Origin of the sequence: Streptomyces zaomyceticus (assembly GCF_014656215.1) — a bacterium.
GTDB classification, from domain to species: Bacteria; Actinomycetota; Actinomycetes; order Streptomycetales; family Streptomycetaceae; genus Streptomyces; species Streptomyces zaomyceticus.
On sequence record NZ_BNBZ01000007.1, the window covers coordinates 260,001 to 283,839 of the forward strand.

Consider the following 23,839-nt stretch of genomic DNA (forward strand, 5'->3'; position numbering starts at 1 on the left):
CCGGAGCCTGAAGGACGGCGGTCGGAGCCGGAAGGACGGCGGTCGGAGCGGGAAGGGCAGCGGTCGGAGCCGGAAGGACGGCTGTCCTAGACCGCGTCCGTCCGGTGACCCAGGTCCAGCGCCGACGCCACCCGCGACGCCACCGCCTCCGCGAAGACCATGTCCTCGCGCTCGAACGGGTTGCGGCAGGCGGCCCGCAGAAACGTCAGGACGCCCAGCGTGCGGCCCCGGGAGCGCAGCACCACGCACACCGCGTGCGCCGCGTCCCCCGGCCACTGGTGGGCCTCCGCCCACACCTCGGCCGTCCGGCCCGCGCTCGCCCGTACCGTGCCCACCCGGTCCCAGGCCTGCAGCGCCGGATGCCTCGGGCCGTACCGCAGCGGGATCCCGCCGCCCACGACCGGCGAGGCGGGGCCCGGGGCGCCCGCCGGGGTGGCCAGCTCCCTGGTCAGCCGCCGCTCGCCCGCGACCCGGTCGACCAGGGCGTGGTCCGCGAAGCCCGCCAGCGCGAAGTCGAGCAGCACCGCGGCGGCCTCCGCCGGGTCCTCGCACTCCGCCGCCGCCATGCCCGCCCGGTGCAGCTGACTCCACCGGAACCGCAGCCGGTCCGCGTCCCGCGCGGCCAGCCGCTCCTCCGTGACGTCCTGGAACAGCCAGGCGACCCCCAGCGGCACCGGCTCCTCCGCCATCGGCGAGGACAGCCTCAGAAAGCCGCTGCGCCAGCACCGGCGGCGCTCCCCCGCCGAGGTCCGCAGCGTCACCCACACCTCCGCGGGCGCGGGCGGCGTGCCCTCCGCGAGGACGTGCTGGAGCGCGGCCTCCAGCTCCTCCGCGCCGTGGACGACGACATCCCCGAGCGGACGCCCGAGCAGGGCCGTACGACCGGTCCCGAAGGCGCGGGCGGCGTGGCCGTTGACCATGGCGGGGCGCAGATCGGCGTCGACGAGGACGACACCCCAGGAGGCGTCCTCGAAGAGGGCCTCGCTGAGGGCCACCGACCGTTCCAGGTCGAGCTGGACGTGGACCTCGCTGAAGGCGCAGTACACCCCGGCCGGCGCCCCGTCCGCCCCGCGCACCCCGGCGGCCTGGCTCCGTACCAGCACCCGGCCGCCGTCCTTGCGGAGCAGCGCCAGTTCGTGGACCTGGCGCCCGGGGCCCTTCATGGCCCCCATCAGGCGTTGCAGGGTGTCCTCGGCGTCCGCGCTGCGCGCGGCCCAGCCCTCGAACCCGCGTCTCCCGACGGCCTCGGCCGCGGACCAGCCGAGGATCCGCTCGGCCTCGCGGTTCCAGTGCGTGATCGTCCCGTCGGCGTCGAAGGCGCAGAGCGCCGCGTCCATCCCGTCGAGCAGCGCGGCCAGCAGATCGGCCCCCGCTCCGGGAACGGAAGCGGTCTCGCTCGCGGACCCCGTGAAAGCACTCATCCCGGCACCCCCCCATGCTGTCGCCATTCAACTGGAACGTGACGCAGCGCACACCACCTTCACCGAAATCGTTGCGTCGCGGAAACGAATTCGGTGGTGGCGGTGGGGGAACGGTGCGGGCGCTCAGGGCGCCAGGCGCTCCACCCGCCACGTCTCGCCGTCCGTGCCCTCAGCGCCCCCGGGGCCGCCCTCGCGGACGTAGCGGAGACGGTCGTGGAGGCGGTTCTCGTGGCCCTGCCAGAACTCGACCGCCTCCGGGACGACCCGGATGCCGCCCCACTCCGGCGGGACCGGGACCTGGGTGTCCTCGGGATAGCGGGCGGCCAGCTCCTCGTAGCGGGCGAGCAGCTCCGCGCGGGAGGCGATCACCGAGGACTGGGGGCTGGCCCAGGCGCCGAGCTGGGAGCCGTGCGGGCGGGTGCGGAAGTAGGCGACGGTCTCCTCGCGGCCGACGCGCTCGGCGCGGCCGGTGACGATGACCTGACGGGCGAGCGGGTGCCAGGGGAAGAGCAGCGAGGCGTACGGGTTGGCCGCCAGGTCCGCGCCCTTGCGGGAGTCGTAGTTGGTGAAGAAGACGAAGCCGGCCCGGTCGTAGTGCTTCAGGAGCACCGTGCGGGAGGACGGACGGCCGTCGGCGCCGGCGGTGGAGACGATCATCGCGTTCGGCTCGTGGATCGCCGGATTCTCGGCGGTCTCCTTGAACCAGCGGGTGAACTGCGCGATCGGTTCGGGCGCGAGGTCGGCCGCCGACAGCTCCGTGGTGCGGTACTGCTCGCGCATGTCGGCGGGATCCAGGGTGTCGTTCACAGGATCGGTCACGGGGCGATTCTGCCGCAGCGGCTCAGTTTGCCCGGCACCGCGTGGCGCCAACCCTTACTCGCCGAATCGGCGCACTGTGCCGGATGTCACGCTTCCCCGCATCATCGGAACCGTACAGACTCTGGGGCTGGACGACTGTTGAATCCCCACCATCGACCAGCACTCGGTTGATCGATCATCGATAGAGGAGCCGCCTGATGTCCGACTTCGTACCCGGGCTCGAGGGAGTCGTCGCGTTCGAGACGGAGATCGCCGAACCCGACAAGGAAGGCGGCGCCCTCCGGTACCGCGGCGTCGACATCGAGGACCTGGTCGGTCACGTCTCGTTCGGCAACGTCTGGGGGCTGCTGGTCGACGGCGCCTTCAACCCGGGCCTGCCGGCCGCCGAGCCGTTCCCCATCCCGGTGCACTCCGGCGACATCCGCGTCGACGTGCAGTCCGCGCTCGCGATGCTCGCGCCCGTGTGGGGCCTCAAGCCGCTCCTCGACATCTCCGCCGAGCAGGCCCGCGACGACCTCGCGCGCGCCGCCGTCATGGCGCTCTCCTACGTCGCCCAGTCCGCGCGCGGCCAGGGCCTCCCCATGGTCCCGCAGAGCGAGATCGACAAGGCCGAGTCCGTCGTCGAACGCTTCATGATCCGCTGGCGCGGCGAGCCCGACCCGAAGCACGTCAAGGCCGTCGACGCCTACTGGACCTCCGCCGCGGAGCACGGCATGAACGCCTCCACGTTCACCGCGCGTGTCATCGCCTCCACCGGCGCCGACGTCGCCGCGTCGCTCTCCGGCGCGGTCGGCGCCATGTCCGGCCCGCTGCACGGCGGCGCGCCCTCCCGCGTCCTCGGCATGATCGAGGAGATCGAGCGGACCGGCGACGCCACCGCGTACGTGAAGCAGGCCCTCGACAAGGGCGAGCGCCTCATGGGCTTCGGCCACCGCGTCTACCGCGCCGAGGACCCCCGCGCCCGCGTGCTGCGCCGCACCGCCCGCGAGCTGGCCGCGCCGCGCTTCGAGGTGGCCGAGGCCCTGGAGAAGGCCGCTCTGGAGGAGCTGCACAACCGGCGTCCCGACCGTGTCCTGGCGACCAACGTCGAGTTCTGGGCGGCCATCGTCCTGGACTTCGCCGAGGTCCCGGCGCACATGTTCACCTCGATGTTCACCTGCGCCCGGACGGCCGGCTGGTCGGCCCACATCCTGGAGCAGAAGCGCACCGGCCGACTGGTCCGCCCGTCCGCCCGCTACACGGGCCCCGGCCAGCGGAACCCGCGCGAGATCGAGGGTTACGAGGACATCGCGGGCTGATCCGCCCGACGCCACCCCTGCCACCCACCCGGCAGCCGGCGCCCGCCCTCTGCCGTCCGTCCCACCCGGCAGCCGGCGTCCGCGCTCTGCCACCCGTCACGGCGACGGCCCGACCCGCACAGTCAGGGCCGTCGCCGTACGCGTGTCGCGGCGGCCGGCCGTACCGGCTACGCCGACATCGCGGGCTGCGCCTCCGGGTGCAGCAGCAGGTCCGCGTGGTGGCGGGCCGTCGTCAGCGGGTGCGCCCGCAGCTTGCCCTTCAGCTCATTGCGTCCGTACTCGGCGAACAACGGGTTCGCGGGGTCGGCCGTGACGCCGGGCGCGGTCTGCGCGTACGGGAAGACCAGCGGGCTGATCCGGGCGTCGAGCCGCGGGTTGTAGAAGAACGGCACGGAGTACCGCTCCGTCGCCCCGGGCGGCGACACGACCCGGTGGTTGGTCGCGATCAGATAGCCGTTGGTCGCCACCTCGAGGAGCTCGCCGAGGTTGACGACGAAGGCGCCAGGCAGCGGCGGCACGTCGTGGAAGTCCCCGTCCTCGCGCTGCACCTGCAGCCCGCCCACCTGGTCCTGGAGCAGCAGCGTCAGGAAGCCGTAGTCCTTGTGCGCGCCGACGCCCTGGTCGTCGCCCTCACCGCTGCTCCCCGGGTAGCGCACCAGCTTGAGGTGCGGGTGGGCGCGCGGGCCGAAGATGTCGTCGTAGAAGTCCACGGGCGCGCCGATCGAGGTGAGCAGCTCGTGCAGCAGGCGCTCGGCGACCCCGCTGAGCCGCTCGATCCAGTGCAGGGCCGCGGTCCGCAGCTCGGGGAGTGCGGCCGGCCACTGGTTGGGGCCTTCCAGCCACCAGTACGGGGCCTCCCAGGGCGCGGGGGTCCGCGCGGGGCGCTCGGCGCCGATGTCGAGCTGGTCGCGCCAGTCGCGGGCGCCGGCGGTGCGCTCGTCGCCGATGCGGGTGTAGCCGCGGAAGTGCGGCGAGTTGATGTTGTCGAGGGCGAGCCGGTCGGCCTCGGGCAGTGCGAAGAAGGCGTGCATCGCGGACGTCAGGGCCCGGGTCTCGGCCTCGGTCACACCGTGTCCGACGAGCTGGAAGAAGCCGACGTCGTGGGCGGCCGAGTGGAGCTGGGCGTGGAGCAGACGACGGGCCTGGGGGCCCCGGTCGGCGGCGGCGAGGTCGACGATGGGGAGCTGCGAGGAGTACGAGCTGCGATTCATGGATGCGTCCGCGGGATCTACGGGTGCCCGGGGCGGCCGCCAGGGGTGGGGCGGGGGCCACGGGTGCCGGTCGGCTTGGGCTCTGAACGAGGGACCCGAGGGGGCGGTGGTGGTGCCCGGGAGGGTCAGGCGGAGCGGCGACAGCTCATGCTCGTGACGCGGACGAAGTCCACGTGGCGACGGCGTACGAGCAGGGGCATGCGACCACAGTACTGCGGCGGCGCCGGTTGGACTGTGGCCCGGGTCACGTCCTGACGTCCGGGGCTCGGGGGTGTTCAAAGGGGCGGCGGTACGCGAAGATCGCCGCCACATGTGTCGAGCGCATGCCAATCATCTCGTCACGGCACCCCTTCGCAGGAGGACGTCCATGAGTCGCCGCCGCACACCCCGTGGGCTGATCGCCACGGCCACCGCCACCGTCGCGGTCGCCACCGCCGCCCTGCTCCCCTCGGCCGGCGCCTCCGCGGCCCCGGTGCCCGCCGCCGCGCTTCCCCAGGCCCGTGTGTTCATGGTGAACCCGGTCCAGGCCACCGGCGACCAGTCCCTCGCCGACCACAAGGACGCGGCGGGCGACGTACCGGCCTCCGCCTACGCCACCGTCACCCTGCGGAACCTCGACGCGAGCGGCGCCCTGTCGGGGAGGTGGGTCGACGTCCGGTCCGAGACCGGCAAGCCCGCCACCCTCGCGGGCGCCGCCGCGTACAACCGCTCCGACGACCAGTTCGAGCAGGTCATGGCGTACTTCTGGGTCAACGAGTCACAGGAGTACCTGCAAGGGCTCGGCTTCGGCACCGAACTGCCCGGGGCCAACGACCGGGTGCAGCCGGTCCGGCTCAACCAGTGGGGCGCAGACAACTCCTTCTTCACCGACAAGAAGGCCGAGATCCGGTTCGGCAAGGGCGGAGTGGACGACGCCGAGGACGCCGAGGTGATCGTGCACGAGTACGGTCACGCCGTGCACCACGCGCAGGTGCCCGGCTTCGGCACCTCGCCCGAGGCCGGATCCATCGGCGAGGCCTTCGGCGACTACCTGGCCGTGGCCGTCGGCACCCACGCCGTCGAGAAATACGAATGGGCGATGAAGGCGGACGCCGCCTGCGTCGCCGACTGGGACGCCACGGGCTACAGCGAGGCACCGCACTGCCTCCGCCGGATCGACGGCACCAAGACGTACGCGGACCGCGAGGGCGAGGTCCACGCCGACGGCGAGATCTGGTCCCGGGCGCTCCTCGACATCCGCAAGGCCCTCGGAGCCAGGACGGCCGACCGGATCATCGTGAACGCCCAGTTCGGCTTCGCGCCCGACACGAGCTTCCGGGACGCTGCCCTGACGACGGTCGCGACGGCGCAGAAGATGTACGGCACGTCGGCGGCGAACGCCGTACGAGCGGCGTTCCGGGCCCGGGAGATCCCGGGGCTGTAGCCCACGCCGGGCAGGGCCCTCGCCGGCGCAGCCCGCGCCGGGCGGGGTCCTCCGGAGTGCGCCCCTGCCGGGTCGTCCCTTCCGGATCTCGCCCGACCCGCGCCGCCGGCGAGATCCGGAGGAGACGACCTAGGTCAGCGCCTCGTCCAGCAGCAGCGCCCACTGGGAGACCACGCGGTCCCGGCGGGCGCGGTCGTCCGTCAGGAGGGTGGCGAGGCCCAGGCCGCGGGCCATGTCCAGGAGGCCCTGGACGGTCTCGCGGACGCCGGGGCGGGACTCGTCGGCGCCGAGGACCTCGACGGCGATGCGGTGGGACTCGCGGCCGACGCGGGCCTCCAGCTCGGTCACGCGCGCACGGAGCTGGTCCTCGCCGGAGGCGGCGACCCACAGATGGAGGGCGGCCCGGAAGAGGGGGCCGGTGAAGAGGTCGACGAGCGCGGCGACGGCCTCGTGGCGGTCGCGTGACGGGAGGGTCCGCAGCGCCTGGGAGCGCTCCTCGGCGACGTACTCGACGGCGGCCGTGAACAGGTCCTCGCGGGTGGGGAAGTGGTGCTGGGCGGCACCCCGGGAGACGCCCGCCCGTTCCGCGACGACGGCGACCGTGGAACCCGCCCAGCCGTGTTCGGCCAGGCAGGACACGGCCGCCTCCAGGAGCCGCTGCCGGGTGGCGCGGCTCCTGTCCTGCTTGGGCGCGGTCACAGCCGCCATGCGGGGTCCCGTCGTTCGAGGAAGGCCGTCATCCCCTCGCGCGCCTCGGTGGAGGCGAAGAGCGTGGCCGACCTCTGTACCAGGTCCTCCGCGTCACGTTCGAAGGTCTCCAGGACTCTAGCGGTGACCAGCCGCTTCGCCTCCCGCAGGCCCTGCGGGGAGCTCGCGCGGAGGGAGTCGAGGATGCCGGGGAGGGCTTCGTCGCCGGCCGTCACCAGACCCATGGCGACGGCCTCCGGCACCCCGAACCGCTCGCCCGTCAGGTAGTGGCGGGCCGCCGCCCGGGGTTCCAGCCTCGGCAGCAGGGTGAGGGAGATGACGGCCGGCGCCACCCCGATCCGTACCTCGGTGAGGGCGAAGTCCGACGCCTCCGAGGCCACGACGATGTCGCAGGCGCCGAGCAGTCCGAGACCACCGGCCCGTACCTTTCCGGTGACGTGGGCGACGACCGGCTTCGGCAGTTCGACGAGCTGCCGGAGCAGGTCGACGAAGGCGTACGGGCTGGGCGGGGCCTTCAGGTCGGCGCCCGCGCTGAACGTGCCGCCGGCGTGGGCGAGGACCACCGCGCGGACGGCCGGGTCCTTGCCGCAGGCGGTGAGGGCGTCGGCGAGCTCGGTGACGAGCTGCGCGGAGAGCGCGTTGCGGGTGGCCGGGGAGTTCAGGGTGAGGGTGGTGATGCCCCGTTCCCCGGCCGATGTCACGAGTGTCATGCGCGGTCCCTCAGTTCCCTTCGGAGGATCTTCCCGGAGGCCGCCCGGGGCACGGTGTCGACGAACTCGACGCTGCGAACCTTCTTGTACGGGGCGACCCGGGCGGCGACGTGCGCCATGACGTCCTCGGCGGTGAGGCCGGGCGCGGCGGCCTGGCGTACGACGAAGGCCTTGGGGATCTCGGTGCCCTCCGCGTCGGTGACACCGATGACGGCGGCGTCGGCGACGCCCTCGTGGGTGAGGAGGAGCGCCTCCAGTTCGGCGGGGGCGACCTGGAAGCCCTTGTACTTGATGAGCTCCTTGACGCGGTCGACGACGTACAGCCAGCCGTCGGCGTCGACCCGGCCGATGTCGCCGGTGTGGACCCAGCCGTCGGCGTCGATCATCGCGGCGGTGGCGTCGGGGCGGCCCAGGTATCCCTTCATGACCTGCGGTCCCCGGATGGCGACCTCGCCCTCCTCGCCCGGCGCCGCGTCCTTCGCCGGGTCGTCGAGGGACAGGATCCGCATCTCGGTGGAGGGCAGCAGCTTGCCGACGGTGCCGGGCGGCGGGTTCTCGGCGGAGAGCGGGACGACATGGGTGCCCGGGGAGAGCTCCGTCATGCCGTACGCCTGGAGGACCGGCGGGAGTCCGAGCCGGGCCGAACAGGCTTCGGCGAGCGCCGCGTCGAGCGGGGCGGCGGCGCTGACGATGTACTCCAGGGAGGACAGGTCGTAGTCGGCGACGGCCGGGTGCTTGGCGAGGGCGAGGACGATCGGCGGGGCCACGTACAGGCCGTTGATGCGATGCCGCTGGATGGCGCCGAGGAAGGTGTCGAGCTCGAAGCGGGGCAGGACGACGACGGTGGCGCCCTGGCGGAGGGGCGCGTTCATGAGGGCGGTCAGCCCGTAGATGTGGAAGAAGGGCAGGATCGCCAGGATGCGGTCGCCGGGTCCCATCGGGATGACCGGGTCCAGCTGGGCGAGGTTGGTGGCGATGGAGGCGTGGGTGAGCATCACGCCCTTGGGCACGCCCGTGGTGCCGGAGGAGTACGGGAGGGCGGCGACGTCCTCGTCGGGGTCGACCTCGATCTCGGGCACGGGCCCGGTCGAGCCGAGGAAGGTCTGCAGCGACCGGACGCCCTGCCCCTCGGGGCCTTCGGGTGCCTGGTCGCAGACGAATATCTCCGTGATCCCGCCCGCGAGTTCGGCCGCGGCGCGGGCGGCGGGGAGCAGCGGCGAGACGGTGACGATCCAGCGCGCGGAGGAGTCGCGGAGCTGTTTGGCGAACTCCTCGGGGGTGGCCAGCGGGTGCACGGTGGTGACGGCGGCCCCGGCCCGGGTGGCTGCGTAGAAGGCGATGGGGAAGAGGACCGTGTTGGGGCTGTGCAGGGCGAGTACGTCCCCCTTGCGTACTCCGGCCTCGGCGAGGCCGGCGGCCACCCGCCGGTGGAAGGCGTCGACCTGCCCGTAGGTGAGGGTGAACTCCCCGGTCCCGTCGACGAGGGCGGGGGTGTCGCCGCGTTCGGCGGCGCGGCCGAGGACCACGTCGTGGATCGGCAGGGAAACGGTGGAGACGGCCTCGTACTCGCTGTGGAACACCATGCAAGCCCCCTGGAGCGGTGGAAGGTGGTCGCCAGGATCGCGTGTGTCGGTACGCCTTGGGGAGACCTTGTCAGCACTCCGGGGAAACAATCAAGCACGCATGCATGATTCTTGGAATCCTCGGTCTCCGCCTCAGGAGGGGTCCGCGTAGCGGGCGGCCATCGCGGCGGCGCGGTCGCGCAGGGCGGTCCGCAGCGTCGGCGGGGCCAGCACCTCCGCGTCCGTGCCGAGCTGCCACAGGGCCCATTCGGCGTGCCACGCGTCCTGGTAGGTCAGTTCGAGACGCAGCCGGCCGTCCGTGTCGGGCGCTTCCGCGCGGACGGCCACCGCGGTGTCCAGCAGGTCCTCCCGCCGCGCGGGATCCACCCTCACCAGCACGGTGATGTGGCCGTCGACGAGAAACCGCGCGGAGCGTTCCCGCCAGATCCGGTCCAGATCGACCCGGCCCGGCCGCTCCGCCGGCTCGGGCAGGGCCTCGGCGGCCACCATCCGCGACAGCCGGTAGGTGCGGTCCTCGCCGGAGCGCGTGGCCAGCAGATAGCCCCGGTCCCGCACGGTGACCAGGCCGATCGGGTCCACCGTGCGCCACTCCGGCGACCGGCCCGCGGCCGCGTAGTGGATGCGCAGCTTGTGTCCGGCGAGGACCGCCCGCCGCACCTCGATCAGGGTGGGGCCCGACACCTCGTCCGTGACCGTGCGGCGCGAGAGGAGGTCGGCCTCCGGGTCGACGAGGAAGCGCCGGGCCGCGTCGCTCGCGGTGGCCCGATGCCCCTCGGGCAGCGCGTCGACCACCTTGCGCAACGCCGAGGCGAACGCCGGGCCGAGGCCGAGCACCTGCTCACCGCGCCCCGGTCCGGCGGCCAGCAGGGCGAGGGCCTCCTCGTGGTTCAGCCCCGTGAGCTCGGTCCTGAAACCGGGCAGCAGCCCGAACCCGCCGTGCCGGCCGCGCTCGGCATACACCGGGACGCCCGCCGAGGACAGCGCCTCGATGTCGCGCAGCACGGTGCGGGTGGACACCTCCAGCTCACGGGCGAGCGCGTCCGCGGTCATCCTGCCGCGTTGGCGCAGCAGGAGAACCAGGGAGACCAGCCGGTCGGCGCGCATGCGGGAACGCTAACCGAATACATGACGAAGGGTGTCGTGATTCGTTGGGAGGCTCGTCACCACGACGTCGAGGCCGGCATCCGCCGGGCCGACGGACGTCCGACTCCCCCGATCCCGCACGTCGGACCGGGTCGGATCGAATCGCAGACAACGGAACGGAGCTGATGCGGCGATGCAGCGAACGGCGGTCAACCCGGTGACATGGTCGGTGGACCTGGGGTTCAACCAGGGCGAGCTCGTCTCCGGGCACACCCGGACCCTGTACCTCTCGGGGCAGACCGCGATGAGCGGCGACGGCAAGCCCCTGCACGAAGGAGACATGGCGGCGCAGTTGGCGCTGAGCATCGACAACGTGGAGGCCGTACTCGGTGAGGCCGGCATGACCCTCGCCAACCTCGTACGGCTCAACGTCCACACCACCGACGTCGACCTGCTCTTCCGGCACTACGGCGAGCTGGCCGGACGACTGGGCGCCGCCGGAGCGGCGCCCGCCACCACGATGCTCGGGGTGACCCGACTGGCGATCCCCGGCCAGCTCGTCGAACTCGAGGGGACCGCCGTCGGCTGAGCCGAGGGGAGAACGGGCGACCCCGTCGACACCGCCCCAGGGGCCGCCCGGACTCCCCGACTTCCCCTCCCCGCACCGCCGTTCGCCGGTTAGCCTGCGCTTATGGTCTTCAAGCGTCTTCTCGGCATGGGCGGCATACCGCTCGAAATCGACACCGTCCTGCAGTCCGAACCGGCACTGCCGGGTGGCATCCTGCGCGGAGAGCTCGTCCTGCGCGCGCCCGACCGCCGCGTCGAGGTGAAGTCGACCCGGCTGAGGCTCGTGACCGACGCTCCGGTGGCCCACAAGGGCGACGGCGACGGATCCAGCGGCGACGCCTTCGACTACCCTTCGGTGAGCGGCTACTTCACCCTGGAGAAGGGCGAGGAGAAGCGCCTTCCCATCCGCCACCGGCTCAAGTGGGAGACCCCGCTGACCGAGGTGAAGGGGCAGAAGCTCGGGGTCCACCTGGGCATGCACACCGAGGTCGAGGCCGAGGGCGTCAAGGCCCAGACGGACGACGACCTCGTGCACATCACCGCCCTGCCGCTCCACGAGGCCGTCCTCGACGCCTTCGCCTCCGAGGGATACGCCCTCCGGGGCTCACGCATCCACAACGAGTCCATCCCCCGCACCGAGTACCACGTCTACCGGACCCAGGGGCTCCTGCTCGTCGACGAGCGGTCCGGGCAGAACCGCCCCGAAGAACTGGAACTGCACTTCCACACCAACGCCGTCGGCAGCGAGATCTTCCTCCGCGAGGCGAAGCTCGACGAGCGCTACTGGAGGAACAAGCCGCCGGCCCGGCGCTTCGTGGCCGCCCACCACGAGGCCGGCCGGGTGGACTTCGGCGCGGAGGTCCTCCGCTGGATCGGCGAGGTCGGCGCCTCCGCCGGCAGCCACCCGGCCGACGACTACGAGGACTGAGCGGCCGGTCCCGTCGGCCGGTGGCGAGCCGCCACCGGCCGGCGCGACCCCCACCCCCGGTCAGTACGACTTGGGCAGCCCCAGCGTCTGGTGCGACACGTAGTTGAGGATCATCTCCCGGCTGACCGGGGCGATCCGGGCCACCCGTGCCGCCGTCACCAGCCGCGCCAGCCCGAACTCCTTGGTCAGGCCGTTGCCTCCGAGGGTGTGGACCGCCTGGTCGACGGCCTTCACACAGGCCTCCGCCGCCGCGTACTTGGCCATGTTGGCCGCCTCGCCCGCGCCGATGTCGTCACCCGCGTCGTAGAGGTGCGCGGCCTTCGCCATCATCAGCCGGGCCAGTTCGATTTCGATGTGCGCCTGGGCCAGCGGGTGCGCGACGGCCTGGTGGGCACCGATCGGCGTCTTCCAGACCTGCCGCTCCTTCGCGTACCTCACCGCCTGCGCGAGGGCGTACCGTCCCATGCCGATCGCGAACGCGGCCGTCATGATGCGCTCCGGGTTGAGCCCCGCGAAGAGCTGGAGCAGCCCCGCGTCCTCGTCGCCCACGAGCGCGTCCACCGGCAGGTGCACATCGTCGAGGGTCAGCTCGAACTGCTTCTCGTTCGCGTCGAGTTCCATCTCGATGTGCCGCCGCTGGAAGCCGGGGGTGTCACGCGGGACGACGAAGAGACAGGGCTTGAGGTTCCCCGTGCGGGAGTCCGACGTGCGGCCGACGATCAGGGTCGCGTCGGCGATGTCCACGCCCGACACGAACACCTTCCGGCCGTTGAGGACCCAGCCCTCCTCCGTACGGGTCGCGGTGGTCGTGATGCGGTGCGAGTTCGAACCCGCGTCCGGCTCGGTGATCCCGAACGCCATCGTCCGCGAACCGTCCGCGAGCCCCGGCAGCCAGGCCCGCTTCTGCTCCTCCGTACCGAACCGGGCGATCACCGTGCCGCAGATCGCGGGCGACACCACCATCATCAGAAGCGGCGCACCGGCCGCGCCCGCCTCCTCCAGGACGACCGACAGCTCGGCCATGCCGCCGCCCCCGCCGCCGTACTCCTCGGGCAGGTTCACGCCCAGATAGCCGAGCTTGCCCGCCTCCGCCCACAGGCTCGCCCGGTCGAAGCCGGGGCCGTGGCGGTGGCCGAGCGCGGAGACGGCGGCGCGGAGCGCGGAGAGCTCTTCGCTTTCGATCATGATGCTCATACGGTCTGGTCCTCCTGTGCTGCTTCGGTCGTGGCGTCGTCCGAGACGACGGCGAGCAGAGCGCCTACCTCGACCTGGCGGCCGGGGGCGGCGTGGAGCGCGGTGAGCGTGCCGGAGGCGGGAGCGACGACGCGGTGCTCCATCTTCATGGCCTCCAGCCAGAGGAGCGGCTGCCCGGCGACGACCGCGTCGCCGACGGCGAGACCGTCCGCGACCCGTACGACGGTGCCGGGCATGGGCGCGAGCAGGGAGCCGGGGGCGGTCTGCTCGCGGGGGTCGGTGAAGCGGGGACGGACGGTGAGCCGGTGCCGGCCGGCGTGGACGACGCCGTCCTCGTACACCGCGACGTCGAGGTGCCGTACGACTCCGGCGACTTCCAGGCCCACCCGGTCCGGGGCCGCCGACACGACCCTGATCCCCTCCGGGACGGAGACCTCGTAGCCGCCCGCCCTCGTCGGGCGGTAGCGGACCTCGTGATCGCCGTACGTCCGCGTCTCGTCCTGGGAGCGGAGGTTGCGCCAGCCTCCGCCGAACCGGCCCCGGCCGGCCGCCGCCCCGGCGAGCGCCGCCGCGACCGCCGCGTACTCCTCGCCGGGCACGGCCCCCGTCAGGGCGGGCAGGTTCCGGTCGTAGAAGCCGGTGTCGAGCGTCTCCGGCGAACCGAACTCCGGGTGCCGGAGCGAGGCCACGAGCAGCTCCCGGTTGGTGACCGGGCCGTGGATCCGGGCCCGCTCCAGGGCGCGGGCGAGCGCCCGGACCGCCTCCGCCCGGGTGGGGGCGTGGACGATCACCTTCGCGAGCATCGGGTCGTAGTGGACGCCGATCGTGTCCCCGGAGACATACCCCGTGTCGACGCGGAGCCGGGCGTCCCGGGGCGGTTCGAAGCGGTGCAGGACGCCCGTCTGGGGCGCCCACTCCCGCGCCGGGTCCTCCGCGTACAGCCGTGCCTCGATCGCGTGGCCGCGCGCGGCCGGGGGCTCCGGCGGCAGGGCGCGGCCCTCGGCGACGGCGAGCTGGAGGGCGACGAGGTCGACCCCGAACACCTCCTCCGTCACGGGGTGTTCGACCTGGAGGCGGGTGTTCATCTCCAGGAAGTGCGCGCGGCCGTTGGCCACCAGGAACTCGACCGTGCCCGCGCCGACGTACCCGACGGCCTTCGCCGCCCGGACGGCCGTGTCCAGGAGGGACGCCTCGAGCGCGGCGGGCAGCCCGGGCGCCGGGGCCTCCTCGACGACCTTCTGGTGCCGGCGCTGGAGCGAGCAGTCGCGGGTGCCGAGCGCCCAGGCCGTGCCGTGGGCGTCGCAGAGCAGCTGCACCTCGACGTGCCGGCCGTTCTCGACGTACGGCTCGACGAACACCTCGCCGTCGCCGAAGGCACTCGCCGCCTCCGCGGCCGCCGACTCCCGCGCACCCGCCAGATCGCCGAGTTCCCGGACGATCCGCATGCCGCGGCCGCCGCCGCCCGCCGCCGCCTTCACCAGGACGGGCAGGTCCGCCTCGGTGACCTCGGTCAGCGGCGCGATGCCGAGGAGTTCCTTCGCGCGGGTCTTCGAGGCCATCGCCTCGATCGCCTCGGGCGGCGGACCGATCCAGACCAGACCGGAGTCGATCACCTCCCGGGCGAAGCCGGCGTTCTCGGAGAGGAAGCCGTAGCCGGGGTGGACGGCGTCCGCGCCCGCCGCGAGCGCCGCCTTCACCACCAGGTCGCCGCGGAGGTACGTCTCCGAGGGCGCGGCGCCCGGCAGCCGTACCGCCGCGTCGGCCTCCCGGACGTGCAGCGCGTCGGCGTCCGCGTCGGAGTACACGGCGACGGTGGAGATGCCCAGCTCACGGCAGGTGCGGAAGACCCGGCAGGCGATCTCGCCCCGGTTCGCCACGAGGACGGTGGAAATCACGAGGGGCCTCACATTCGGAAGACGCCGAAGCCGCCGCGGGCGCCCTCGACCGGTGCCGTATGGATCGCGGAGAGGCACAGTCCGAGGACCGTGCGGGTGTCGCGGGGGTCGATGACCCCGTCGTCGTAGAGCCGGCCGGAGAGGAACATCGGCAGGGACTCGGACTCGATCTGCGCCTCGACCAGGGCCCGCAGGCCGGCGTCGGCCTCCTCGTCGTACGGCTGCCCCTTCGCGACGGCGCTCGCCCGCGCCACGATCGAGAGGACACCGGCGAGCTGCTGCGGTCCCATGACGGCGGACTTGGCGCTGGGCCAGGCGAAGAGGAAGCGGGGGTCGTAGGCCCGGCCGCACATGCCGTAGTGCCCGGCGCCGTAGCTCGCCCCCATGAGGACGGAGAGGTGCGGGACCTTCGAGTTCGACACCGCGTTGATCATCATCGCGCCGTGCTTGATGATGCCGCCCTGCTCGTACTCCTTGCCCACCATGTAGCCGGTGGTGTTGTGGAGGAAGACGAGCGGGATGTCGCGCTGGTTCGCGAGCTGGATGAACTGCGCGGCCTTCTGCGACTCCGGGCCGAAGAGGACGCCCTGCGCGTTGGCGAGGACACCGACCGGGTAGCCGTGCAGGGTCGCCCATCCCGTGACCAGACTCGGCCCGTACAGCGGCTTGAACTCGTCGAAGTCCGAGCCGTCGACGACCCGGGCGATCACCTCGCGCGGATCGAAGGGCGTCTTGAGGTCCCCCGGCACGATCCCGAGCAGCTCGTCCTCGTCGTACTTCGGCGGCTCGGCGAGGGCGACGGGGTCCGGGAGCGCCTTGCGGTGGTTCAGGCGGGCCACGATCCGGCGGGCCTGGCGCAGCGCGTCGGCCTCGTCGACGGCGTAGTGGTCGGCGAGCCCGGACGTGCGGGCGTGCATCTCGGCACCGCCCAGGGACTCGTCGTCGCTCTCCTCCCCCGTCGCCATCTTCACCAGCGGCGGCCCGCCGAGGAAGACCTTCGACCGCTCCTTGATCATCACGGCGTGGTCGGACATGCCGGGGACGTACGCGCCACCGGCGGTCGAGTTGCCGAAGACCACCGCGATCGTGGGGATACCGGCGGCGGAGAGCCTCGTGAGGTCACGGAAGAGCGCCCCGCCCGGGATGAAGATCTCCTTCTGGGAGGGGAGGTCTGCGCCACCGGACTCGACGAGGGAGACGACGGGCAGCCGGTTGGCGAAGGCGATCTCGTTGGCGCGCAGGGCCTTCTTCAGCGTCCACGGGTTGGAGGCCCCACCGCGCACGGTCGGGTCGTTGGCGGTGATCAGGCACTCCACGCCCTCGACGACCCCGATACCGGTGATCAGGGAGGCGCCCACCGCGTAGTCGCTGCCCCAGGCGGCGAGCGGTGACAGTTCCAGGAAGGGGGTGTCCGGGTCGACGAGCAGCTCGATGCGTTCGCGGGCGAGCAGCTTGCCGCGCTCGCGGTGCCGCGCGACGTACTTCTCGCCGCCGCCCGCGAGGGCCTTGGCGTGCTCGGTGTCGAGGGCGGCAAGCTTGTCGAGCATGGCGGCCCGGGCGGCGGCGTAGTCGGGCCCACCGGTGTCGAGGGCGGAGTCGAGGACGGTCACAGGAGCTCCTCCCGGACCGCGCTCGGGGCGGCCTTCGGTGCGACGGTCACAGCAGTTCCTCCGGTACGTCGATGTGGCGCGAGCGGAGCCACTCGCCGAGGGCCTTGGCCTGGGGGTCGAACCGGGCCTGGGAGGCCACGCCCTCGCCGAGGATCCCGGCGACGGTGAAGTTCAGCGCGCGCAGCCGCGGAAGGACATGCCGGGTGACGGCCAGACCGGCGGTCTCCGGCAGGAGTTCACGGAGCCTGGCGACGGTGAGGGTGTGGGCGAGCCAGCGCCACTCCTCCTCCGTGCGGACCCAGACGCCGATGTTGGCGTCGCCACCCTTGTCGCCGCTGCGGGCCCCGGCGACCCGGCCGAGCGGGACCCGCCGCACGGGCCCCGCCGGAAGCGGCTCGGGAAGCGGCGGCTCCGGGACCGGCTCCAGCACCCGGGTCCGCGACGGTACGGGGACGGGGACGCGGGTCCCGTCCGGGAGGACGGCCGTGTGCGGGACGTCGGCGGCCGGCACGTACGCGGTCCCGAAGACACCGTAGGGAGCGCCCCTGCCGGGTGGGGCCGTGACGTGGAAGCCGGGGTAGCTGGCGAGGGCGAGTTCGACGGCTGCGCCGGTGAGGGCGCGGCCGACCGGCTCCGGTGCCGGGTCCCGGACGACGAGCCGCAGCAGGGCGCTCGCCGTCTCCTCGGTGTCGGCATCGGGACGGTCGGTCCGGACCAGCTCCCAACGGACCTCCGCGGGAGGGGACTTCACGAGCGCGTCGGTCACCTGGGCCCGCAGGAGCGCGGCCTTCTCCTCGATGTCGAGGCCGGTCAGGACGAACACCACCTCGTTGCGGAAGCCGCCCAGCCTGCTGAGGCCCACCTTGAGCGTCGGAGGCGGCGCCTCACCCCGTACACCGTCGATCCGGACCCGGTCGGGGCCCTCCCGGGTGAGCCGGGCGGTGTCGAGCCGGGCGGTCACGTCGGGGCCGGGGTAGCGGGCGCCGGCCGTCTCGTAGAGGAGCTGGGCCGTGACCGTGCCGATGTCGACGAGACCACCGGTACCGGGGTGCTTGGTGACGACCGCGCTGCCGTCCGCGTGGAGCTCGGCGACCGGGAAGCCGGGACGGCGGAAGAGCTCCGGGTCGTGCTCGCGGAAGAAGGCGTAGTTGCCGCCGGTGGCCTGGGTGCCGCACTCCAGGACGTGCCCGGCGACGACCGCCCCCGCCAGCTTGTCGTACTCCTCCGGGCCCCAGCCGAAGTGCCACTGCGCGGGCCCGGTGACGAGGGCGGCGTCCGTGACCCGCCCGGTGACGACGACATCGGCACCGGCGTCGAGACAGGCGGCGATCCCGGCCCCGCCGAGATAGGCGTTGGCGGCCGGCGCGCCGTCGGCGGCCGGGAGCCGGTCACCCTCCACGTGCGCGACACGCGTGGGCAGACCGAGCTTCGCGGCGAGGGCGCGCAGGGCGTCGGCGAGGCCCGCGGGGTTGAGGCCGCCCGCGTTGGTGACGATCCGGATCCCCCGGTCGTGGGCGAGGCCGAGGCCCTCCTCCATCTGCCGCAGAAAGGTCCTGGCGTACCCGGCGGCCGGGTCCTTGAGCTGGTCGCGGCCGAGGATGAGCATGGTCAGCTCGGCGAGGTAGTCACCGGTGAGGACGTCGATCGCGCCCCCGGGCCCGCCGCCGGTGAGCATCTCGCGGACGGCGTCGAAGCGGTCGCCGTAGAAGCCGGAGGCGTTGCCGATACGGAGCACCATCACCGGGCCCCTTCGGCGGGCCGGCCGGGACCCGCCGGGCCCGCGAAGGCCTGGGCGACGCTCAGCCAGTGCTCGGCGTCGGGGCCCTCCGCGACCAGGGCGGTGTCGTCGCGGTGGACGCGCTGGGTCACGAGCAGGCAGAAGTCGAGGGCGGACCCGGTGACCCGCTGGCCGGCGTCCTCGGGGCCGTACGCCCACACCTCCCCGTCCGGTGCGAGGAGTTCGACGCGGAACGGTTCGGCGGGCACCGGGAGACCCCGTACCAGGAAGGCGTAGTCACGGGCCCGGTGGCCGATCCAGGCCACATGCCGGAGCCGGGCCGTCGGCGGGCGGACGACCCCGAGCGCGTCGGCGACGTCCTGGCCGTGCGCCCAGGTCTCCATCAGCCGCGCGGTCGCCATGGCGGGGGCGCTCATCGGCGGCCCGTACCAGGGGAAACGGGCACCGGCCGGGACCGCGCGCAAGGCCTCCTGGAGCCGTTCGCGGCCCTCCCGCCAGCGGGCGAGGAGTGCGGCGGGCGGCAGCTTCGCCCCCTCCTCGGCGCCCTCGTCGACGAAGCGGTCCGGCGCGGCCAGCGCCTTCTCGGTCTCGGCGGCGAAGGCCTCGGCGTCGGTGGCGGCGAGGAGCGCGGCCCGGTCGGTCCAGGCGAGGTGCGCGATCTGATGGGCGATGGTCCAGCCGGGCGCGGGGGTGGGCGTACCCCACCGGTCCTCCCCCAGCTCGCGGACGAGCAGATCGAGTGCTTCGCTCTCCTCGCGCAGATCATCGAGGACGACGGCGGGCTCGGACACGGTGCGCTCCCCTCGGGACACGGCGGCGTGCCCCGGAGCATGACAGCGAACCCGAAAACAATCAAGCATGCTTGCTTTGATTGAGGTCGCGGGGCGGGCCCCCACACGACCGAGCGCGCCCGGACGGCCCGCACGCAGCCCGGCGACCACCCAACACCTGCCCGGCGGCCGCCGCACCTGCCCGGCCACCGGCCGACCACTGCCCGAACTCCCCTGCTTTCTGCCACACTTGATCCGATCGATTCGCATCACCACGGGGGTCGCATGGACATCGAGCTCGCCGACCTGCTCGCCTCGCTCCGCTCGGAGATCAGCCGCGCCCGGCTGGAATCCGCGCACGAGGACGTGAAGTTCCGCATCGACTCCATCGACCTGGAGCTCCAGGTCTCCGTCGAGAAGTCCGCCGGGGCCGACGCCGGTGTGAAGTTCTGGGTGGTCTCCCTCGGCGGCAAGGCGAGCGCGAAGAACGGCCAGACCCACACCGTGCGGATGACCCTCGCCGCGGAGGACGCGACCACCCGCGAGAAGGTCCGCACCGGCGACGACGTGACGGACCTCCTCGGCGCCGGCTGAACCGCACGTGGAAGCTCTCGACACGGCCCGGGTGGCCGAGATCGTCGTCACGGGAAACGACAAGGCCGCGTACGGCTCCGGCTACCGCATCGCCACCGCACTCGTCCTCACCGTCGACCACGTACTCGGCGACACCCCCGGCACCTGCACCGTCCGCCTCGGCGGCGGCGACACCCCACTGACCGCGACACCCGTGTGGCGCGGCACCGACGGCCGGGACCTCGCCCTCCTGCGGCTCGACCACCCCCCGGACACCGTCCTGCCCGTGTCCTTCGGCGCCCTGCCCCAAGGCATGGGCAGCGTCCCCTTCATCGGAGTCGGCTTCCCCGCCTTCCGGACCCGCCCCGAGGAACCCGGCGTCCAGGGCCTGCGACGGCGCAGCAGCCAACAGGTCGACGGCTTCGTCCGACTGGGCTCCAGCATGAAGACCCGGCTGCTGGACCTCGCCTACCTCACCACCGCACCCCTGTTACCCGGGCCGAGGGACCCCGACCCCTGGCTGGGCCTCTCGGGCACCGCGCTCTTCACCCGCGACAGCGGACTCCTCGTCGGAGTGCAGGCCCACCGGCTGCCCGCCGCCGGAATCAGCAGCGCCGAGGCCGAACCCCTCGCCGACGCCCTCGGCGACCCCGCCTTCTGCCGACAACTCGCCCTCGGAGGCGTACGGAACGAGACCCGGCCCGTCGCCCTCGGCGACGAACCGCCCGAGCCGGAACCACTCCTGAGCGCCGTCGTCCCCCAACACGAACTCATCAGCGGATTCGGCGACTTCAAGAAGAACCTCACCTCGGAACAGCTCTCCTTCGTCTCCCCCGGCCCCGACCACCCCGCCGAACCCGGAAACCTCTTCGTACGGCTCGTCAGCGCGGGCGACCGCGGCGTCCTGCTCGTCGGCGCCGCCGGCACCGGAAAGACCCGCGCCGGCATCGAAGTGGGCCGGCTCGCCCTCGACGCCGGCTGGCGCGTCCTGCACGTCCTGCCCGGCGAGGACAACTCCGTCACCGAGGAGATCGCCGAACAGGTCTGCGCGGACCCCGCACCCGTCCTCGTCGTCGTCGACTACCTCAACGAATCACAACTCGACCTGCCGACCCTGCGCCACCGGGTCATCCCCCAGGCCCGCCGCCACAACATCTCCGTGGCCCTCCTCGCATCCGTCCGCCCCGGCTGGCTGCGGAAGGCCAACCGGGCCCAACTCCACGAACTCTTCGACGAGGTGGAACTCCGGCAGGACGACGACTTCCAGAAACAGGTCGTCGACAACGCCCTGCTCTCGCTCGCCCCCGCCGCCACCGAGCGGCTCGGCATCGCCCACATGCGCGAGATCTGCGGACACCGCCCCATCGTCGCGCTGCTCGTCGCACGCGAGGTGGAACGCCGCTTCACCTCCGGACTCTCCCTCCCCGAACCCACCGGGCTGCGCGAGGGCGGGGAGATCCCCCGCTGGCTCAAGAGCCGCCTCGGCGAGGACGACCTCTCCGTACCGGGCCGCGCACACGCCTTCGTCCCCGTCCACGCCTCGCCGTCCCTCGTGGCCGCCGCCGCTGCCACGGCCGCCTGCCCCCAGGCGCGCGAGGACGTGACGGCGGCGGCGCGGGCGGCACTGGCGGGGATGACAGGGACGGCGGGGACGTCGGGGACGTCGGGGACGGAGAGTGGAACCGGGGCTCAGCACGCCGTACCGCGCGCCGGGGACGTCGTCCCGCGCGCCGAGGACGTCGTCAGCACCCTCCTCTCACTCGGCTGGCTGGAAACCGGGGACGACGGCACCCTGTCCGTCGCCCACGACCTCGTCACCGACCAACTCGTCGAGTCCGTACTGCTCCCCGAACGGGACGAGGCACCCGACACCGCCGGCGCCCACGCACTGCTCGCCGGCTGCCTGGTGAGCCCCCGCGCGGTCGGCCGCGCCGCGCTCAACATCGGACGCCTCGTCAACGACCTTGCCCTCTTCGACCGCTCGGGACCCGTCTCCGCCGTACTCAACTCCTGGTTCACCCAGAACGCCGCCGCCCTCGGCGCCGTCCTACGGCTCGACGTCAATGTCGGCAGCTACGCGCTCGGCGCGGTCTGCACCGGCGCGCCCTGGTCCGCCTCCGCCGTCCAGTGCTGGTCGCAGGTCGTCGGACCCTGGCTCGCCGACTTCGGCAGCCGGGTCGCCGCCCGGCACCTCCTCTACCGGGGCCTGCACCACCTCCCCGAGGACGGCGCACGCCTGCTGCTGCCCACGGTGTGGTCCTGGCTGACCCGGCACGGAGACGTCGGACAGGCGAGCTTCGTCCTCGGCCCGCTGCTGTCCCGCGGCGACCTCGGCCAGGACATCGCGGAGAAGGCGTCCACCGCGGCCCTCACCTGGCTCACCACGCACGCCACCGACCGCGAGGCCGAGTACGTCCTGCGTCCGCTCCTGTCCCGCACGGACCTCGGCACGACCGCATCCGAGAAGGCGGCCGTCGCGGCCCTGGACTGGCTCGACGCCCACAGCGCCACCCAGGAGACACAGTTCGTCCTCGGCCCGCTGCTCTCCCGGCCCGACCTGGGCCCGGTCTCCGCCGGAAGGGCCGTCGCCAGGGCCCTCACCTGGCTCACCGTCCACCCCGTCGCCACGGAGGCGCCCTTCGTCCTCGGCCCGCTGCTGGCCCGTGCCGACCTCGACACCGACGTCTCGGGCACGGCCGTCGAGGCAGCCCTCACCTGGATCGCCGCCCACGCCGGCGTCCAGGAGGCACAGTTCGTCCTCCGCCCGCTGCTCTCCCGCACCGACCTCACCACGGACACCGCGGACAGGTCGGTCACCGCGGCCCTGGAGTGGCTCGACGCCCACCACGCCCACCAGGGCGCCGAATACGTCTACCGCCCGCTGCTCTCCCGGACCGATCTCGCCACCGACGACGCCGACAAGGCGGTCGCCGCGGCCCTCGCCTGGCTCGGCACCCACGCCGCCGGCCAGGAGGCGCAGTTCGTCCTCGGCCCGCTGCTGTCCCGCACCGACCTCGGCACGGCCACCGCCGAGGAGGCGATCGGCGCGGCACTCGTCTGGCTCGGCACCCACGCCACCGGCCCCGAGGCCCAGTTCGTCCTCGGCCCCCTGCTCCGGCAACTGCCGCTCAGGGAGACACCGCCGGCGGTGATGGACATGGTCGACGAGTGGGTGCGCCTCCACATACCGCGGGAGGACTTCACGTTCCTCAGCAAGTGGATCCTGCGGCAGCGGCTGATGAACCCGCTGATCTACCGCGCCCTGCTCGACTGGGCCCACGCCAATCCGGACAGCGAGGACCTCGTGCACCGCATGGCGCGGACGTCGTTCCTCGTGGGGCCGTACATCGAGACGTGGGAGGAGGGCCGCGCCTGGCTGCGCGCCGTCGAGCTCTGCCTCGACCAGGCCGAACGGCACGGAGCACAGTCGAACACCAGCGGGGTGCTGGACGCCCTCGTCTGTCGGCTTCCCCAGCAGTTCCGGGTGGGGATCGGGGCGGCGTGGGCGGACGACTGCATCCGCAGGTGGCTCGCGCTCCCCTTCGCGATGGATCCCGAGGTCTTCCACCCCAACAGCGAGATCATCAACCGCTGCCACGCCATGCTGGTCGGGGGCGGGCTGGACGCCGGGACGGGAGCCACCGTGGCCACGCGGCTACGGGACTGGGTCGCGACCTGGCCGGCCGAGGCACGCAACGCGGAGGCACTCGCGTACATCGAGACCCACATGCTGGCGGCGGGGGCGACGGGCTGATCGCGCGGTGGGACGTGGCCGCCGACGGCGAGGGGCTACCGCGCGGTGACGCGCCGAGGCCGGGGCACGAGCTCGCCGCCGCAGTTGGGACAGACGTCGCTCATGGCATCGGCGCAGGGAACGCAGAAGCTGCACTCGTACGAACAGATCCGCGCGGGCCCGTCCGGCACCAACTCGGCCGTCCCGCACCGCTCACACCGCTCACGCATCTCCAGGGCCATGCTCGGCTCCCCTCCCGGTACACGAACCGCCGGCGAACTGCCGACGGCCGGCGGCACGCAGGCCGTCCCCCTCATGCTCGGCCCGCTCCCGGGCCCTCCGAATCACGTCCGGGGGCCAATGATCAACAGGATCGGGTCGGGGGTGGGGGGCGGGGGCGGCGTGGGTGAGTGGGTGACTGGGTGAGTGGGTGAGTGGGTGAGTGGGTGAGTGCGGGTTCGGGCGGGGTTCTGGGGGTTGACCGGCTTCGGGTGGGTGACGTGCGGCCGCCCTCTTTCCGAGCGTGGCGGTCTCCGTCACCGCGTCAAGGGCGCCTGACGGCGTCGCTTGCGCGA

19 protein-coding genes are annotated in these 23,839 nt (G+C 73.1%); 6 read left to right on the top strand and 13 right to left on the bottom strand.

The genetic code is table 11. The annotated features are described in order from the left end of the window. Positions 1-86: 86 nt before the first annotated feature. Both IE311_RS12995 and pdxH read right to left on the bottom strand, forming a co-directional pair. Positions 87-1,421 carry a PAS domain-containing protein gene (locus tag IE311_RS12995; RefSeq protein ID WP_189831767.1) on the bottom strand — a complete coding sequence of 445 codons (1,335 nt, stop codon included), beginning with the start codon at positions 1,419-1,421 and terminating at the stop codon, positions 87-89. Between the two features lie 123 nt (positions 1,422-1,544). Next, positions 1,545-2,201, bottom strand: coding sequence for a pyridoxamine 5'-phosphate oxidase (gene pdxH, locus IE311_RS13000; RefSeq protein ID WP_189831808.1), 657 nt, complete (start codon positions 2,199-2,201; stop codon positions 1,545-1,547). A gap of 236 nt (positions 2,202-2,437) precedes the next feature. Here pdxH and IE311_RS13005 point away from each other — a divergent pair, with 236 nt between their 5' ends. Next, a complete protein-coding gene (locus IE311_RS13005) occupies positions 2,438-3,538 on the top strand; it encodes a citrate synthase 2 (RefSeq protein WP_189831768.1) in 1,101 nt (366 codons plus the stop codon). A gap of 167 nt (positions 3,539-3,705) precedes the next feature. On the opposite strand, the gene IE311_RS13010 is transcribed toward IE311_RS13005, so the two are convergent. Then, on the bottom strand, positions 3,706-4,749 hold the full coding sequence (locus tag IE311_RS13010) for an isopenicillin N synthase family dioxygenase (RefSeq protein WP_189831769.1): 1,044 nt from the start codon (positions 4,747-4,749) through the stop codon (positions 3,706-3,708). A gap of 367 nt (positions 4,750-5,116) precedes the next feature. Here IE311_RS13010 and IE311_RS13015 point away from each other — a divergent pair, with 367 nt between their 5' ends. After that, positions 5,117-6,172 carry a M4 family metallopeptidase gene (locus IE311_RS13015; RefSeq protein ID WP_189831770.1) on the top strand — a complete coding sequence of 352 codons (1,056 nt, stop codon included), beginning with the start codon at positions 5,117-5,119 and terminating at the stop codon, positions 6,170-6,172. A 129-nt stretch (positions 6,173-6,301) separates the two neighbouring features. Here the strand turns inward: IE311_RS13015 and IE311_RS13020 are convergent, their stop codons facing one another. From IE311_RS13020 to IE311_RS13035, 4 genes are all read right to left on the bottom strand, one after another. Then, positions 6,302-6,880 carry a TetR/AcrR family transcriptional regulator gene (locus IE311_RS13020; protein ID WP_189831771.1) on the bottom strand — a complete coding sequence of 193 codons (579 nt, stop codon included), beginning with the start codon at positions 6,878-6,880 and terminating at the stop codon, positions 6,302-6,304. Then, positions 6,868-7,590, bottom strand: coding sequence for an enoyl-CoA hydratase family protein (locus IE311_RS13025; protein WP_189831772.1), 723 nt, complete (start codon positions 7,588-7,590; stop codon positions 6,868-6,870). The genes IE311_RS13020 and IE311_RS13025 overlap by 13 nt, the downstream gene beginning before the upstream one ends. Then, entirely contained in the window at positions 7,587-9,173 is a 1,587-nt protein-coding gene (locus tag IE311_RS13030; protein ID WP_189831773.1) for an AMP-binding protein, read from the bottom strand. The genes IE311_RS13025 and IE311_RS13030 overlap by 4 nt, the downstream gene beginning before the upstream one ends. Positions 9,174-9,305: 132 nt before the next feature. Continuing rightward, the gene (locus tag IE311_RS13035) at positions 9,306-10,277 is read right to left on the bottom strand and encodes a helix-turn-helix transcriptional regulator (protein WP_189831774.1); all 972 of its coding nucleotides are present in this window, start codon (positions 10,275-10,277) and stop codon (positions 9,306-9,308) included. Between the two features lie 172 nt (positions 10,278-10,449). On the opposite strand from IE311_RS13035, the gene IE311_RS13040 reads away from it, so the two are divergent. Both IE311_RS13040 and IE311_RS13045 read left to right on the top strand, forming a co-directional pair. Then, the gene (locus IE311_RS13040; RefSeq protein WP_189831775.1) at positions 10,450-10,845 is read left to right on the top strand and encodes a RidA family protein; all 396 of its coding nucleotides are present in this window, start codon (positions 10,450-10,452) and stop codon (positions 10,843-10,845) included. 102 nt (positions 10,846-10,947) lie between these two features. Beyond that, on the top strand, positions 10,948-11,751 hold the full coding sequence (locus IE311_RS13045) for a sporulation protein (RefSeq protein WP_189831776.1): 804 nt from the start codon (positions 10,948-10,950) through the stop codon (positions 11,749-11,751). 60 nt (positions 11,752-11,811) lie between these two features. On the opposite strand, the gene IE311_RS13050 is transcribed toward IE311_RS13045, so the two are convergent. The 5 genes from IE311_RS13050 to IE311_RS13070 are packed head-to-tail and all read right to left on the bottom strand — an operon-like array spanning position 11,812 to position 18,979. Continuing rightward, a complete protein-coding gene (locus tag IE311_RS13050; protein ID WP_189831777.1) occupies positions 11,812-12,945 on the bottom strand; it encodes an acyl-CoA dehydrogenase family protein in 1,134 nt (377 codons plus the stop codon). Beyond that, on the bottom strand, positions 12,942-14,840 hold the full coding sequence (locus IE311_RS13055; RefSeq protein WP_189831778.1) for an acetyl/propionyl/methylcrotonyl-CoA carboxylase subunit alpha: 1,899 nt from the start codon (positions 14,838-14,840) through the stop codon (positions 12,942-12,944). Before IE311_RS13055 ends, IE311_RS13050 begins: the two co-directional genes overlap by 4 nt. 8 nt (positions 14,841-14,848) lie before the next feature. Beyond that, the gene (locus IE311_RS13060; RefSeq protein ID WP_189831779.1) at positions 14,849-16,450 is read right to left on the bottom strand and encodes an acyl-CoA carboxylase subunit beta; all 1,602 of its coding nucleotides are present in this window, start codon (positions 16,448-16,450) and stop codon (positions 14,849-14,851) included. Between the two features lie 46 nt (positions 16,451-16,496). Further along, the gene (locus IE311_RS13065; protein WP_189831780.1) at positions 16,497-18,188 is read right to left on the bottom strand and encodes an acyclic terpene utilization AtuA family protein; all 1,692 of its coding nucleotides are present in this window, start codon (positions 18,186-18,188) and stop codon (positions 16,497-16,499) included. Further along, the gene (locus IE311_RS13070; protein WP_189831781.1) at positions 18,188-18,979 is read right to left on the bottom strand and encodes a TIGR03084 family metal-binding protein; all 792 of its coding nucleotides are present in this window, start codon (positions 18,977-18,979) and stop codon (positions 18,188-18,190) included. Before IE311_RS13070 ends, IE311_RS13065 begins: the two co-directional genes overlap by 1 nt. A gap of 264 nt (positions 18,980-19,243) precedes the next feature. Between IE311_RS13070 and IE311_RS13075 the strand changes: the two genes are divergently transcribed. Next, on the top strand, positions 19,244-19,552 hold the full coding sequence (locus IE311_RS13075) for a trypco2 family protein (RefSeq protein WP_189831782.1): 309 nt from the start codon (positions 19,244-19,246) through the stop codon (positions 19,550-19,552). Positions 19,553-19,559: 7 nt separating this feature from the next. Further along, a complete protein-coding gene (locus tag IE311_RS13080) occupies positions 19,560-23,285 on the top strand; it encodes a hypothetical protein (protein WP_189831783.1) in 3,726 nt (1,241 codons plus the stop codon). Between the two features lie 35 nt (positions 23,286-23,320). Here IE311_RS13080 and IE311_RS13085 read toward each other — a convergent pair whose 3' ends face one another. Next, positions 23,321-23,506: a DUF1272 domain-containing protein gene (locus IE311_RS13085; RefSeq protein ID WP_189831784.1), complete on the bottom strand. Its 186-nt coding sequence runs from the start codon at positions 23,504-23,506 to the stop codon at positions 23,321-23,323. Positions 23,507-23,839 lie beyond the last annotated feature (333 nt).